Here is a 13738-nt window from a genome sequence, read left to right as displayed (position 1 = left end):
GGACACGTACAGGAGCCTTCTCATGTCCCTCCGCCGTCGCGGCACCGCCGCCGTCGTCGCCCTCGCCGCCGCGCTCTCGCTCGCGGCCTGCGGGGGAGGCGACGGAGGATCCGACGCCTCCGCCAAGGAGGACACCGGCAAGAAGAAGGACGTCGCCACCGGCGGCAAGGACTTCGGCGACGCCGCCGCGAAGACCGCGGCCATGGGCACGGACGCCAAGGCCGGCCAGTTCCCCCGCACCCTCACCCACGCCCTCGGGAAGACCGAGCTGCCGGCCGCCCCGAAGCGCGTCGTCGTCCTCGACGTCGGCGAGTTCGACAACGTCGTCTCCCTCGGCGTCAAGCCCGTCGGCTACGCCCCCGCCGAAGGCGACGACGGCATCCCGGCCTACCTCCAGAAGGACGCCGGCACCCCGAAGTCCGTCGGCACCATCAACAACCTCAACCTCGAGGCCATCGCCAACCTCCAGCCCGACCTGATCCTCGGCAGCCAGCTGCGCGCCGCGGACAAGTACGACGAGCTGTCGAAGATCGCGCCGACCGTGTTCTCCATCCGCCCGGGCTTCACCTGGAAGGAGAACTACCTCCTCAACGCCGCGGCGCTCGACCGGACCGCCGAGGCCGAGGCGAAGCTCGCCGCGTACGAGACCAAGGCCGAGCAGCTCGGCAAGGACATCGGCCCCGACAAGCCGACCGTCTCGATGGTCCGCTACCTCCCCGGCAAGATCCGCCTGTACGCGAAGGCGTCCTTCATCGGCACCATCCTCCAGGACACCGGCCTGCCGCGGCCCGAGAACCAGCGGATCGACGAGCTCGCGGCCGAGATCAGCCCGGAGAAGATCGACGAGGCCGACGGCGACTGGATCTTCACCGGCGTGTACGGCGAGGCCAAGGCCACCAAGAAGGACACCGCCCAGGCCAACCCGCTCTGGAAGGACCTCAAGGCGGTCAAGGCCGGCCAGGCGGAGGACGTCCCGGACGAGACCTGGTACCTGGGTCTCGGCGTGACGGCGGCGAACATGGTCCTCGACGACCTGCGCGGCTACCTCGTCAAGTAGCGCGGCCACCTGCCGAGCGGCGGGGGCGAGCCTCCCCCGACGAGCGGCGGAGGACGAGCCGGCCCCCGGCGTCGGCCCCCGCCGTCGGCCGACGGCGCCGGGGCAGTACGCGGCCGGGGTGGCCCGCCGCCGGGGCAGCCCGTCGCCGGGGGAGTCTCGTCCCCGGGCCGCCCCCGGGCCGCTCGCCCATCGGCCCCCCCGGGCCGCCCGCCGCCGGCCCCGTGACGGCGGCGGTACCGGCCGCGAAGGCGGGCCAGGTAGCCTTTCCTCGTGCCCCGCCTGTCTGAAGTCATCGCCGCCCTCGACGCCCTCTGGCCACCAGAGCGGGCCGAGTCGTGGGACGCCGTCGGCACCGTCTGCGGCGACCCCGACGCCGAAGTCACCCGCGTGCTCTTCGCCGTCGACCCGGTCGAGGAGATCGCCGACGAGGCGATCGCCCTCGGCGCCGACCTGATCGTCACCCACCACCCGCTCTACCTGCGCGGGACGACGACCGTCGCGGCCGGCCACTTCAAGGGCCGCGTGGTGCACCGCCTCATCAAGCACGACATCGCCCTCCACGTCGCGCACACCAACGCCGACACCGCCGACCCCGGCGTCTCCGACGCCCTCGCCGGCGCCCTCGACCTCCGGGTCACCGGCCCCCTCGTGGCCGAGAACAACCTCGGCCGGATCTGCGAGCTCTACCACCCCGAGACCCTCGCCGAGTTCGCCGCCCGCGCGGCGAAGCGGCTGCCCGCCACCGCGCAGGGCATCCGGGTCGCGGGCGACCCCGGCATGACCGTGCGCCGCGTCGCCGTCAGCGGCGGCTCCGGAGACAGCCTCTTCGACGCCGTACGTGCCTCCGGCGTGGACGCCTTCCTCACCGCGGACCTGCGCCACCACCCCGTCTCCGAGGCGACCCAGCAGTCGCCTCTGGGCCTGGTCGACGCCGCCCACTGGGCCACCGAATGGCCCTGGTGCGAGCAGGCGGCCGCCCAGCTCGACGAGATTTCCGACCGCCACGGCTGGGACCTCCGCGTCCACGTCTCGAAGACGGTCACCGACCCCTGGTCCTCCCACCACACCTCCCCTGGAGCCCCCAACTGAACGCCGCGCCCGCCGACCAGATCCGCCTCCTCGACGTCCAGGCCCTCGACGTCCGCCTCCAGCAGCTCGCGCACAAGCGCCGGTCGCTGCCCGAGCACGCCGAGATCGAGTCCCTGACCAAGGACCTCACCCAGCTGCGCGACCTGCTCGTCGCCGCGCAGACCGAGGAGAGCGACTGCGGCCGCGAGCAGACCAAGGCCGAGCAGGACGTCGACCAGGTCCGCCAGCGGGCCACGCGCGACCAGCAGCGCCTCGACTCCGGCGCCGTGTCCTCCCCGAAGGACCTGGAGAACCTCCAGCGCGAGATCGTCTCCCTCGCCAAGCGCCAGGGCGACCTGGAGGAGATCGTCCTCGAGGTCATGGAGCGCCGCGAGTCCGTGCAGGAGCGCCTCGCCGAGCTGAACGAGCGGGTCTCCGCCGTCCAGGCCAAGACGGACGACGCGACCGCCCGCCGCGACGCCGCCGAGGGCGAGCTCGCCACCGAGGAGGCGTCCGTGGAGAAGGAGCGCGAGCTCGTCTCGGGCACCGTCCCGGCGGACCTCCTGAAGCTGTACGAGAAGCTGCGCGTCCAGCAGGGCGGCGTCGGCGCGGCCCGGCTGTACCAGCGCAAGTGCGAGGGCTGCCACATCGAGCTCAACATCACCGAGGTCAACGAGGTCCGTGCCGCGGCCAAGGACGCCGTCCTGCGCTGCGAGAACTGCCGCCGGATCCTCGTCCGCACGTCGGAGTCCGGCCTGTAATGACGTCGTCGTCTTCGCGTGAGGTGATCGTCGAGGCGGACGGCGGTTCCCGGGGCAACCCGGGGCCCGCCGGGTACGGCGCCGTGGTCCTGGATCCGGTGACGGGCGAGACGCTCGCGGAGGCGGCCGAGTACATCGGCGTGGCGACGAACAACGTCGCCGAGTACAAGGGCCTGGTGGCGGGCCTGAAGGCGGCGCGGTCGCTGTTCCCCGACGCCACCGTGCACGTCCGGATGGACTCCAAGCTGGTCGTCGAGCAGATGTCCGGCCGCTGGAAGATCAAGCACCCGGACATGAAGCCCCTCGCGGCCGAGGCGGGCCGGGTCTTCCCGGCGGGCCGGGTCCGGTACGAGTGGATCCCGCGCGAGCGGAACAAGCACGCGGACCGGCTCGCGAACGAGGCGATGGACGCGGGCAAGCAGGGCCGCCAGTGGGAGCCGTCCGACTCGACGGCCGCCCTGGACACCGCCGCCGCCCGCAACGCCGCGACCCTCCCCCCGGCACCGTCCGGCCCGCCCGGCGACGCGACGGCGGGCGCGGCGCGGGCGCGCGCCGCGCTGGCGACGGGTGCGGGCTCGACGACGGGCGCCAGCCCGTCCGCCGACCCCGGCCCCGGCCGTACGGGCACGGGCCCGGGCGCCTGGCCCGGCGGCGTCGCGCGCCCCGCGGCCCAGGACGACGGCCTGTTCGCCGCCGAGGAGGCCCTCACGGCCCCGGCCTCGGGAGACTTCGAGGCGGAGGCGGGCGCCGCGGCCCCCGCGCCCGCCCCGGCCGCGCAGTCCGCCTCCGCCGCCCCCGCGCAGTCGGCCCCCGCCGCTCCCGGGCAGGGCTGGTCCGGCGGGCCCGACATGAGCGCGCCCGCCACCTTCGTGCTCCTCCGGCACGGCGAGACCGCGCTCACCCCCGAGAAGCGGTTCTCCGGCAGCGGGGGGACCGATCCCGAGCTCTCGGCGGCCGGACTCCGGCAGGCCGAGGCCGTCGCGGAGGCGCTCGCCGCCCGCGGGACCATCCAGGAGATCGTCAGCTCGCCGCTCACCCGCTGCCGCCAGACCGCGGCCGCCGTCGCCGCCCGCCTCGGGCTCGACGTCCGCGTCGAGCAGGGGCTGCGCGAGACCGACTTCGGCGCCTGGGAGGGGCTGACGTTCGGCGAGGTCCGGGAGCGGCACCCCGAGGACCTCGACGCCTGGCTCGCCTCTCCGAAGGCCGCGCCCACCGGCGGAGGCGAGAGCTTCGCGACCGTCGCCCGCCGCGTCGCCGCGACCCGGGACCGGCTCACCGCCGCCCACGCGGGCCGGACCGTCCTCCTCGTCACCCACGTCACGCCCATCAAGACCCTGATCCGGCTCGCGCTCGGCGCCCCGCCGGAGTCGCTGTTCCGGATGGAACTGTCGGCCGCCTCGATCTCGGCGGTCGCCTACTACGCCGACGGCAACGCGTCCGTACGGCTCCTCAACGACACCTCCCACCTCCGGTAGGAGGCGGGGGCGGCGGCGCGCCACGACGGGGCGCCGCCGCAGACCGTCGGCGTCACCGCCGCACAGGGCCGCCGCCGCACAGGGCCGCCGCCGCAAAGCGGTGGCGCCGGGACCGCGCCCCGTACCACCATCCCGTCATGAGCTGGCACTTCACCGAAGACACCGCCGCCTTCCGTACCGCGGCCGGGACGCACCTCGCCGCCGAGCCCGCGCGCAACACCGCGGTGCTGACCCTCATGGACAGGGCGGCCCGGCTCGGCTGGTGGGCCGAGCCCGACGGCCGGGTCACGGGGGTCCTCGCGCTCTCCTCCTCCGGGGCCCTCGACCTCGGCGCGACGACGGTGGAGGCCGCCCTCGCACTCGCCCTCCCCGCGGGGGAGGAGCCGACCGGGGTCCGTGGCGAGACGGCCGCGGTGGAGGCGTACGCGAAGGCCTCGGGCCGCCCCTGGACGCCCACCGTCCGGATGAGGCTCTTCCGGCTCGGCGAGCCGACCCCGCCGGACCCGGCCCCGGCCGGCCGGCACCGGACGGCCACCGGCGCCGACGTCCCGCTCGTCGCGGCCTGGACGAGGGAGTTCGCGACGGCCATCGGCGACGAGCCCGCCGAGGACTACACCGGCTTCGTCACCGAGCGGATCTCCGAGGGCCGCCTCGTCCTCTGGGAGACGCCCGACGGCCGCGCGGTCTCGATGGCCGCCGTCTCCCGCACGATCGAGGGCCAGGCCCGCGTCCACCTCGTCTACACCCCGCCCGCCGACCGGGGACACGGATACGCGGCAGGGGCCACCGATGCCGTCGGCCGGGTCGCGGCCGCGACCGGCGCCACCCGGGTCGTGCTCTTCACGGACCTGGCCAACCCCACCAGCAACGCCCTCTACCAGCGTCTCGGCTACCGCCCGGTGACCGACCACCTGGGCGTGGAGTTCACCGGGACCGCGCGCTGACGGGCCCCCGCAGGGCCGCCGCCTCGCGCGCAAGCGCCTCCACCCGCGCCCAGTCGCGGGCCGCGAGGGCGTCGGGCGGCAGCATCCACGTACCGCCGACGCAGCCGACGTTCGGGAGGGAGAGGTAGGCGGGGGCGGAGGCGAGCGACACGCCGCCCGTCGGGCAGAACCGGGCCCGGGGGAGCGGGCCCGCGAGGGACTTCAGGTAGGGGACGCCGCCCGCCGCCTCCGCGGGGAAGAACTTCATGTCCGTCACGCCCTGTTCGAGCAGGGCCACGACCTCCGAGGTCGTCGACACACCGGGGAGGAAGGGCAGGCCCGAGTCGCGCATCGCGCCGAGCAGCCGCTCCGTCCACCCGGGGCTGACCAGGAACCGTGCCCCGGCGCCGGCCGCGTCCGCGACCCCGGCCGCCGAGACGACCGTCCCCGCGCCGACGACCGCGCCCGGCACCTGGGCCGCGATGGCGCGGACGGCGTCGAGCGCGGCCGGGGTGCGCAGGGTGACCTCGACGAGCGGCAGCCCGCCGGCCACCAGAGCGCGGGCCAGGGGCACCGCGTCGGCGACGTCCTCGATCACGACCACCGGGACGACCGGGACGGGAGAGGCTTCCGGGGCAAGGTCGAACACGCTCGTCATGGACTTCATCCTGCCCACGACGAGCGTAGTACGCAACGAGCGTTGCGCAGAGTGCAACGGGCTCGGGAAGGGTGGCGCCTAGTGGATCTCGTCCACCAGAACGTCGAGCGCCCCCGGCTTCCCGCTCTCCTCCACCACGTACCCCAGGTCCCGCAGCGCCACCACGAGCTCCTCGGGCGACCGCGGCGTCGCCCCCGCCTCCAGCAGGCTCCGGACGATCCGGCCCTTCGTCGCCTTGTTGAAGTGGCTCACCACCTTCCGGGTCGGCGCGTGCAGCACCCGCACCGTCGCCGTCCGCGCCGCCACCTCGCCCTTCGGCTTCCACGCCGACGCGTACGCCGACGAGCGCAGATCGAGCACGAGCCCGTCCCCCGCCGCCTTGGGCAGCACCGAGGCCATCGCGCCCCGCCAGTGCCCGCCCAGCGCGCCGAGCCCCGGCAGCTTGACCCCCATCGAGCAGCGGTACGACGGGATCCGGTCGGTCACCCGCACCGCGCCCCACAGCCCGGAGAAGACCAGCAGGGACCGCCCCGCCCGCCGCTTCGCCGCCGCGTCCAGGGTCGCCAGACCCAGCGCGTCGTACAGCACACCCGTGTAGATCTCCCCGGCCGGCCGCGCGCCCGCCGTCCGCAGCTCCACGTTCTTCGCGACCTCGCCGCGCAGGCCCTCGCTCAGGCCCAGCACCTCGCGCGCCTTCTCCTCGTCGGCCGCGCACAGCTCGACCAGCTCGTCCAGGACCGCCGCCCGCGCCTCCGCGAGCCCCGGCAGGGACAGCGACTCCGGCTTGAGCGGCGCCCCGCGCCCCGAGGAGGCCTTGCCCTCGGAGGGCGGCAACAGCACGAGCACGGTGGTTCTCCTTCGTCCGTACGGGGATGGGGGTGCGGCCCCAGGAGCCCAGCGTACGAGGTGCCGCACCCCTCCCCGCCCCATACGCTCGGTCCATGCCCCGCCGCCACATTCACGTGACCGGCGCAGCCGAGGCTCCGCTGCGGGCCGCCCTGCGCGCACTCCGTACCGAGCTCGCGATCCCCGAGGACTTCCCGCCCGCCGTCCTCGCCGAGGCCGAAGCCGCCGCGAAAGCCCCCCGGCTCCCCGCGTACGACGCCACCGACCTGCCCTTCCTCACCATCGACCCGCCGACCTCCACCGACCTCGACCAGGCCATGCACCTGGCCCGCAGGGCCGACGGCGGCTACCGCGTCCACTACGCCATCGCCGACGTCGCCGCCTTCGTCGCCCCCGGCTCCGCCCTTGACGCCGAGGCCCACCGGCGCGTCCTCACCCTCTACTTCCCCGACGGCAAGGTCCCCCTCCACCCCACCGTCCTCTCCGAGGGAGCCGCCAGCCTCCTCCCCGGCGAACCCCGCCCCGCCCTCCTCTGGCGCATCGACCTCGACGCCGAAGGCCGCCGCGTCGCCACCGACGTCCGCCGCGCCCTCGTCCGCAGCCGCGCCAAACTCGACTACGCCACCGTGCAGAAGCAGATCGACACCGGCACCGCCGAGGAACCCGTGGCCCTCCTCCGCGACATCGGACGCCTCCGCGAGGCCCTCGAAGCCGAACGTGGCGGGATCTCCCTCAACGTCCCCGAGCAGGAGATCGTCGAGCGGGACCACACGTACTCCCTCGCCTACCGCGCCCCGCTCCCCGCCGACGGCTGGAACGCCCAGATCTCCCTGCTCACCGGCATGGCCGCCGCCGACCTCATGACCGCCGCCGGCACCGGCATCCTGCGCACCCTCCCCACCGCCCCCGACGGCGCCGTCGCCCGGCTGCGCCGCTCCGCGCACGCCCTCGGCGTCGACTGGCCGCACCACGTCTCCTACGCCGACGTCGTCCGGGCCGCCGACCCCGCCGACCCGCGCCAGGCGGCCTTCCTCCAGGAGTGCACCACCCTGCTCAGGGGCGCCGGGTACACCGTCTTCACCGACGGCCACATCCCCACCCCCGCCGTGCACGCCGCCGTCGCCGACGAGTACACCCACTGCACCGCGCCCCTGCGCCGCCTCGTCGACCGGTACGCGGGCGAGCTGTGCGTCGCGGCGGTCGCGGGCGACGAACCGCCCGAGTGGGTACGGGCCGCCCTGCCCGCCCTCCCCGACGAGATGGCCGACGGCTCGCGCCGCGCCAACACCGTCGAGCGCGAGAGCGTCGACATCGTCGAGGCGGCGCTGCTGCGGGAACGCGTCGGCGAGATCTTCGACGCGTACGTGATCGACGTGAAGGAACGCGAACCCGCCGTCGGCACCGTCCACCTGGACGACCCGGCGGTCGTCGCCCGCATCGCGGGCGGCGAGTCCCGGCTGCCGCTGGGGGAGTGGCTGCGGGTCAGACTCGCGGAGGCGGACCCGGGGACGGCGAAGGTGCTGTTCGCGCCCGCGTGACGGCCCCGCCGAGCTCCCGGTACAGGGCACGCGCGTCGTCGGCGTGGAAGCGGATCAGCCGCACCGGGCGGGGCGCGCCGAAGAACCGCGGCGCGTCGACCGGCTCGGTCAGCTCGACGGTGAGGGAGGTCTGGGAGCCGACGGCCAGGTTCAGCTCCCCCTCGGCCTTTTCGTGCGAGAACACCAGCTCGTGCCGGACGGACGCGATCCGGTCGAGCGGCACGGACACGTCGACGTGCGCGGCCTGACGCAGCCGCAGGACGTCCCCCGCGAGGGTGTGCGGCCGCGTCACCGCGGCGGCGTGCAGGCCGAGGACGAACAGCACGGTGTACACGTCCAGGACCAGGACGACCGCGTGCACGACCGGCCAGTCGGCGAGCAGGTACGCCATGCCCACGCTCTCGACCACGCACACGAACGCGAAGCCGTACATGAGCGCCGCCTGGTCCCGCGCGTGCGGGAACACGCCGTCGGCACCCTCCACCCCGTGCGGACGCCGTGCCACCCACCGCCCCAGACTCGCCATGATCCGCAGCTCGTGCCCGACGATCCGCAGCACGCCCTCCGGCACGAGCTCGGCCACGGCCTCCCGCCGGGACAGCCCCTCACGACGCAGTCGCAGGTACGAGACGCCCTCGGCGAGCACGAGCGCGCCGACGAGGAGCTCGGCGCCGGCCCACACGGCGGCGGGCATCCGGACCCCGCCGACGAGCAGGACGGCGAGGACGAGCTCGGCGGGGAGCACGGCGTAGGCGACGCACCGCAGAAGACGCACACCACCCCTCCTCGTCCCGCTCCCTTCACCCTTCACCTGTGCTCCCCTCATCGGCCCCGCTCCCGTCGTTCCCGTACCAGGCGCATCGCCAGGTGGACGGCCGCGGACTGCGCCGGAGCGAGGTCCGCGAAGAGGGCGTCCGCGAGGGAGGCGTCGAAGGCACCGGCCTCGCCCGGCGCCCCGGACGGCATGTCCGCCCCCAGCTCGTCCGGCAGGCAGCCGGCGAGCACCCGCGCGGCCTCGGCGACCCGCGGGTCGTCCGCCGCCGCTCCGGAGAGCGCGTCGAGCAGCGGGTACACCTCACGCGCGTGCTCGGCCGCCCCCTCCATCAGACCCATCAGCCGGGCCCGCTCCCCCTCGGGCACGACGACGTCCATCAGGGCCAGGATCTGCCGGTCCTTCGCCGCCATCGGGGAATCGGGCAGCTCACCCAGACCGGCCAGCAGCGAGGTGAGCTCCGGCGACAGCGGCCCGTCGGCGGGCAGCCGCCCGGCCCTGGCCTCGTCGAGGAGGCCGGCCAGCCGCTCCCGCCGCGCCCGGATCTCCGCCTCCTGGCGCACCAGGTCCTCCGCCAGCTCCTCCAGCACCTCGACGAGCCCGCGCCCCTCGTCGTCGGCGAGCACGACCCGTACCTCGTCGAGCCCGAGCCCCAGCTCGGTGAGCCGCCGGACACGGGCGAGCAGGACGGCGTCCCGGACGCCGTACTCCCGGTACCCGTTGGCCCGCCGCGCGGGCTCGGGCAGCAGACCCGACTGGTGGTAGTGCCGCACGGCACGGGGGGTGACCCCGACCAGCGCGGCGATCTCGCCGATACGCATGGCCCCAGTAGAAACCCTGACGCTACGGCAAGGTCAAGCGTCACTCCAGGGACCGTCCCCGATCATGTGCCACGATCGGGGGAACGACCTCGATCACAGGGACGGCGGGTGCCTCGATGTCCGACGATCACGACATGACTGCCATGCCGCACGCACCACTCACGCAGGCCGACGGCCTGCTGGAGGGCTTCCTGGCGCTGGAGACGCCGGAGGGCTTCCGGGCGGAGCTGATCGAAGGGGAGATCGTCGTGACGCCGCCGCCGGACGGGGACCACGAGGACTACATCAGCCGGATTGTCACGCAGGTGATCCGCACGTCGGTGACCGGGATGGACTTCTCCGGGAACAAGGGCCTCACCCTGAAGGAGGCCCCTGGGGCTCCGAGGGATCACGTCATCCCCGACGGGACTTTCGCGCCGGAGGCCCGGCGTCTGTTCCGGGGCGCGGACCCGTGGATGCCGTGCGAGGGCGTTGCCCTCGTTCTCGAAGTCACCTCGCGCCGCCCGAACGTCGACCGTGACATCAAGCGCCGCTGCTACGCCCGCGGCGGCATCCCGCTCTACCTGCTCGTCGACCGGGACACTTCGACTGTGACGCTCTTCAGCGACCCGGAGGGCGGCGAGTACCTCCGGCGGGACCTCGCACCCTTCGGCAAGCCCCTCCTGCTCCCCGCCCCCTTCGGCTTCGACCTGGAGACCGCCGACTTCCTCTGAGTCCTTCGGCCTCCTGATCGCCGGGTAGCATGGTCGGCACGGCAGACGAGCCGGGCGGGCGGCCGCGTGGAGATCCTCGGATCTTCCCGAGGAACGTCCGGGCTCCACAGAGCAGGGTGGTGGCTAACGGCCACCCGGGGTGACCCGCGGGACAGTGCCACAGAAAACAGACCGCCGGGGACTTCGGTCCCCGGTAAGGGTGAAACGGTGGTGTAAGAGACCACCAGCGCCTGAGGTGACTCAGGCGGCTAGGTAAACCCCACTCGGAGCAAGGTCAAGAGGGGACACCTCGGTGTCCCTGCGCGGATGTTCGAGGGCTGCTCGCCCGAGTCCGCGGGTAGACCGCAGGAGGCCGGTGGCAACGCCGGTCCTAGATGGATGGCCGTCGCCCCGACGACCGCGAGGTCCCGGGGGACAGAACCCGGCGTACAGCCCGACTCGTCTGTCGGCCCACGTGGGAGGCCCCCGTCCGGCAGTGCGCCGGGCGGGGGCCCTTCCCGTTCACCCGGCGCCGAGCTCCGGGGAGACCGGCCGCTCGAAGAAGGTCTCCAGGACGACCGTGGCCTGCGTTCCGCTGACGCCTTCGATCGCGTAGATCCGGCGCAGCACGTCCTGCAGCCGCTCCGTGGTCGCCGTCCTGACCTTCACGAGCACCGACGCGCTGCCCGCGATGACGTGCGCCTCCAGGATCTCGGGGAGCGCGGCGAAGTCCTCGGCCGAATCGCCCATCCACGCGACCGAGTCGACCATCACGTACGCCAGGACGGCTCCGCCCACCGCCGCCGGGTCCACCTCGACGGTGGTGCGGCGGATCGCGCCGCGCTCCCTCAGCTTCCGTACGCGCTCATGGGCCGCCCCGGCCGAGAGGCCCACGGCCTGGCCCAGCGCGGCGTAGGACTGGCCGGCGTCCTGCTGGAGCTGGGCCAGCAGGACGCGATCGATGTGATCCACAACTCTCCATTCGGTCCGATCTTGTCGAGACCGTATCTCATTCGGCAGTCTTCTCTTCGCGCCGTACGACATTCGGAACGGCATCCGTGTGGATGGGAAGGAACCCGCATGACCAGCGAGCGCCCCGCACTGTACGAGATGTTCGACGACCGGTTCCGTACCGGCCGCTGCATGAACGGCGACGACGGCCTGGAGGTCCTCCACACCGGCTGCCGCTGGGCCGAGGGCCCGATCTACCTGCCCGCATGGAGGCAGTTGGTCTGGAGCGACATCCCCAACGACCGAATGCTGCGCTGGGACGAGGAGACCGGCGACGTCGCCGTCTTCCGTCGCACCGCGGGGCACACCAACGGCAACACCCTCGACCGCCAGGGCCGTCTGATCACCTGTGAGCAGGGCAACCGCCGGGTCACCCGCACCGAACACGACGGCACGATCACCGTCCTCGCCGACCGCTGGCAGGGCAAGCGCCTCAACAGCCCGAACGACGCGACGGTGAAGTCCGACGGCTCCATCTGGTTCTCCGACCCGGACTTCGGCATCACCAGCGACTACGAGGGCTACCGCGCGGAGAGCGAGATCGGCGCCAACAACGTCTACCGCGTCGACCCCGCCACCGGCGAAGTACGCCTGGTCGCCGACTGCTTCGCCGCCCCCAACGGCCTCGTCTTCTCGGCCGACGAACGGCAGCTCTTCGTCTCCGACACCCGGGCGGGCCTCATCCGGGTCTTCGACGTGCGCGAGGACGGAACCCTTTCGGACGGCGACGTCTTCGCCGAGGCCGGAGCCCGTGCGGCCGCCCGCTTCGACAACCTCCGCTTCGACGACGGCGGCCGGCTCTGGGCGGCCGCCATGGGCGACGGCGTGCACTGCTACGACCCCGACGGCACCCTGATCGGCCGGCTGAACGTGCCCGAGGCCGTCGCCAACATCACCTGGGGCGGAGCCAAGCGCAACCGCCTCTTCATCGCCGCCGAGACCAGCCTCTACTCGGTCGTCATGGGCGTCACGGGCACCCACCCGACCGGCCCCGGGCGCAGGCCCTGGCTCCAGACGCCGTCCCGCTGAACGGGCCGGCGGGGCGCCCGCCGCTCAGGGGCGACGGACCTCGAAGTGGAAGCAGCCGTACTCGACCGCCCGGACGTGGACCAGCGCCACGGCCGGGTCGGCGAACGCCTCGGCGAACGCCCGGTCGAAGCCCTCGGACGTCGCCGCCGGAATCTCAAGCAGCCGGCCCCCGACGATGCGGCCCGCCGCGTCGTAGCGACGCACGGTCCTGAGCGCCTCCGCCCGGGCGAAGGGGTACGCCTCCGACGGCGCGGGCCCGCCGCACTCCTCGGCGTGGACGAAGACGGGGCCCTGCTCGTCGTACGCGCCCGGCTCTGCCCCCGTCTCGGCCGCCCAGCGCCGCAGCGGCGCGTACGAGACGAGCGCGATCCGCTCGCCGGGGACGGAGAGACGCAGACAGCAGCGGAGCGGGTCGCCGCCCTCGTCGGCGGAGTACGGAACGCAGACGCGGCCCGCGTCGTCGGTGACCCGCAGCTCGGCGAGGGCGGAGGGCCCGATGGGGCGGGCGTCGTATGCGGTCGTGGTGGTGGTCTGAGTGCTCATACGGCCAGCGTCGCGTGGCGGCGAGGCGGCCGCTGGCGGAATTCGGACGCGGCGGTGCGGCGGCGGCGCCCAGCCGACCGGACCCGACCGGACCCGACCGGACTGTGGCCGGTGAGCCCCGCCCGCCCTCCGCCCGGCCCGGTTCCGTGGTGGTGGCTCAGAGCGGCTGGAGGCGGCGGTACAGGAGGCAGAACTCGTTGCCCTCCGGGTCGACCAGGACGTGCCAGTTCTCGGCCCCGGTCTGACCCACGTCCGCCCGCCTGGCGCCGAGCGCGAGCAGCCGCTCCAACTCCGCCTCCTGGTCGCGGTCGGTGGGGTTGACGTCGATGTGGAGCGGGAGCTTCCCGGAGCGCGGATCGCTGCTGGGACTGAGGATGAGGGTCGGCTGCGGCCCGCCGAAGCCGACGCCGGGCGGCCCGATCTCGATGCTCCCGTCGTCGTCACGGCCGAGCTCCACGTACCCGAGGACCTCGCTCCAGAACGCGGCGAGTCGCTCGGGATCGGCGCAGTCGATGACCAGTTCACTGATGCGGCATGCCATGGC

General features: G+C 74.1%; 15 protein-coding genes and 1 other RNA gene. 9 read left to right on the top strand and 7 right to left on the bottom strand.

The window, feature by feature from the left end:
• Positions 1–22: 22 nt before the first annotated feature.
• The 5 genes from AMK27_RS35220 to AMK27_RS35200 all read left to right on the top strand — a co-directional run bounded on the left by AMK27_RS35220 (position 23) and on the right by AMK27_RS35200 (position 5305).
• On the top strand, positions 23–1057 hold the full coding sequence (locus AMK27_RS35220) for an ABC transporter substrate-binding protein (RefSeq protein WP_073917549.1): 1035 nt from the start codon (positions 23–25) through the stop codon (positions 1055–1057).
• A 270-nt stretch (positions 1058–1327) separates the two neighbouring features.
• Positions 1328–2146, top strand: a complete 819-nt coding sequence (locus AMK27_RS35215) for a Nif3-like dinuclear metal center hexameric protein (RefSeq protein WP_073917547.1) — start codon at positions 1328–1330, stop codon at positions 2144–2146.
• Entirely contained in the window at positions 2143–2886 is a 744-nt protein-coding gene (locus tag AMK27_RS35210) for a zinc ribbon domain-containing protein (protein ID WP_198956000.1), read from the top strand. The genes AMK27_RS35215 and AMK27_RS35210 overlap by 4 nt, the downstream gene beginning before the upstream one ends.
• Positions 2886–4361, top strand: a complete 1476-nt coding sequence (locus AMK27_RS35205) for a bifunctional RNase H/acid phosphatase (protein ID WP_073917545.1) — start codon at positions 2886–2888, stop codon at positions 4359–4361. Before AMK27_RS35210 ends, AMK27_RS35205 begins: the two co-directional genes overlap by 1 nt.
• Before the next feature lie 137 nt (positions 4362–4498).
• Entirely contained in the window at positions 4499–5305 is an 807-nt protein-coding gene (locus tag AMK27_RS35200) for a GNAT family N-acetyltransferase (RefSeq protein WP_073917544.1), read from the top strand.
• On the opposite strand, the gene eda is transcribed toward AMK27_RS35200, so the two are convergent.
• Both eda and yaaA read right to left on the bottom strand, forming a co-directional pair.
• The gene (gene eda / locus AMK27_RS35195; protein WP_073917542.1) at positions 5286–5942 is read right to left on the bottom strand and encodes a bifunctional 4-hydroxy-2-oxoglutarate aldolase/2-dehydro-3-deoxy-phosphogluconate aldolase; all 657 of its coding nucleotides are present in this window, start codon (positions 5940–5942) and stop codon (positions 5286–5288) included. The genes AMK27_RS35200 and eda overlap by 20 nt on opposite strands.
• Before the next feature lie 78 nt (positions 5943–6020).
• The gene (yaaA, locus tag AMK27_RS35190; protein ID WP_073917541.1) at positions 6021–6788 is read right to left on the bottom strand and encodes a peroxide stress protein YaaA; all 768 of its coding nucleotides are present in this window, start codon (positions 6786–6788) and stop codon (positions 6021–6023) included.
• Positions 6789–6883: 95 nt separating this feature from the next.
• On the opposite strand from yaaA, the gene AMK27_RS35185 reads away from it, so the two are divergent.
• Entirely contained in the window at positions 6884–8326 is a 1443-nt protein-coding gene (locus AMK27_RS35185; protein WP_073917539.1) for an RNB domain-containing ribonuclease, read from the top strand.
• Here the strand turns inward: AMK27_RS35185 and AMK27_RS35180 are convergent.
• Together AMK27_RS35180 and AMK27_RS35175 are read right to left on the bottom strand one after the other, a co-directional pair.
• Positions 8271–9101: a hypothetical protein gene (locus AMK27_RS35180; protein WP_241847692.1), complete on the bottom strand. Its 831-nt coding sequence runs from the start codon at positions 9099–9101 to the stop codon at positions 8271–8273. The two genes, AMK27_RS35185 and AMK27_RS35180, sit on opposite strands and share 56 nt — an antisense overlap.
• 47 nt (positions 9102–9148) lie before the next feature.
• Positions 9149–9919 (bottom strand): MerR family transcriptional regulator, encoded by a 771-nt coding sequence (locus AMK27_RS35175; protein WP_073917536.1) that lies wholly within the window; start codon positions 9917–9919, stop codon positions 9149–9151.
• A gap of 143 nt (positions 9920–10062) precedes the next feature.
• Between AMK27_RS35175 and AMK27_RS35170 the strand changes: the two genes are divergently transcribed.
• Positions 10063–10632 (top strand): Uma2 family endonuclease, encoded by a 570-nt coding sequence (locus tag AMK27_RS35170; protein WP_073917918.1) that lies wholly within the window; start codon positions 10063–10065, stop codon positions 10630–10632.
• Between the two features lie 46 nt (positions 10633–10678).
• Positions 10679–11077, top strand: an RNA gene (gene rnpB / locus AMK27_RS35165) — RNase P RNA component class A.
• A 56-nt stretch (positions 11078–11133) separates the two neighbouring features.
• Here the strand turns inward: rnpB and AMK27_RS35160 are convergent.
• The gene (locus AMK27_RS35160) at positions 11134–11583 is read right to left on the bottom strand and encodes an Lrp/AsnC family transcriptional regulator (RefSeq protein WP_073917535.1); all 450 of its coding nucleotides are present in this window, start codon (positions 11581–11583) and stop codon (positions 11134–11136) included.
• A gap of 108 nt (positions 11584–11691) precedes the next feature.
• Here AMK27_RS35160 and AMK27_RS35155 point away from each other — a divergent pair, with 108 nt between their 5' ends.
• Entirely contained in the window at positions 11692–12651 is a 960-nt protein-coding gene (locus tag AMK27_RS35155) for an SMP-30/gluconolactonase/LRE family protein (protein ID WP_073917533.1), read from the top strand.
• Positions 12652–12675: 24 nt separating this feature from the next.
• Here the strand turns inward: AMK27_RS35155 and AMK27_RS35150 are convergent, their stop codons facing one another.
• Both AMK27_RS35150 and AMK27_RS35145 read right to left on the bottom strand, forming a co-directional pair.
• Positions 12676–13194, bottom strand: a complete 519-nt coding sequence (locus AMK27_RS35150; protein ID WP_073917532.1) for a DUF1203 domain-containing protein — start codon at positions 13192–13194, stop codon at positions 12676–12678.
• A 157-nt stretch (positions 13195–13351) separates the two neighbouring features.
• Positions 13352–13735 carry a VOC family protein gene (locus AMK27_RS35145; protein WP_073917529.1) on the bottom strand — a complete coding sequence of 128 codons (384 nt, stop codon included), beginning with the start codon at positions 13733–13735 and terminating at the stop codon, positions 13352–13354.
• Between the last annotated feature and the right edge of the window lie 3 nt (positions 13736–13738).

This window comes from Streptomyces sp. CB02009, assembly GCF_001905825.1.
Classification (GTDB): domain Bacteria; phylum Actinomycetota; class Actinomycetes; order Streptomycetales; family Streptomycetaceae; genus Streptomyces.
This window is presented reverse-complemented; position numbering and strand designations above follow the sequence as displayed.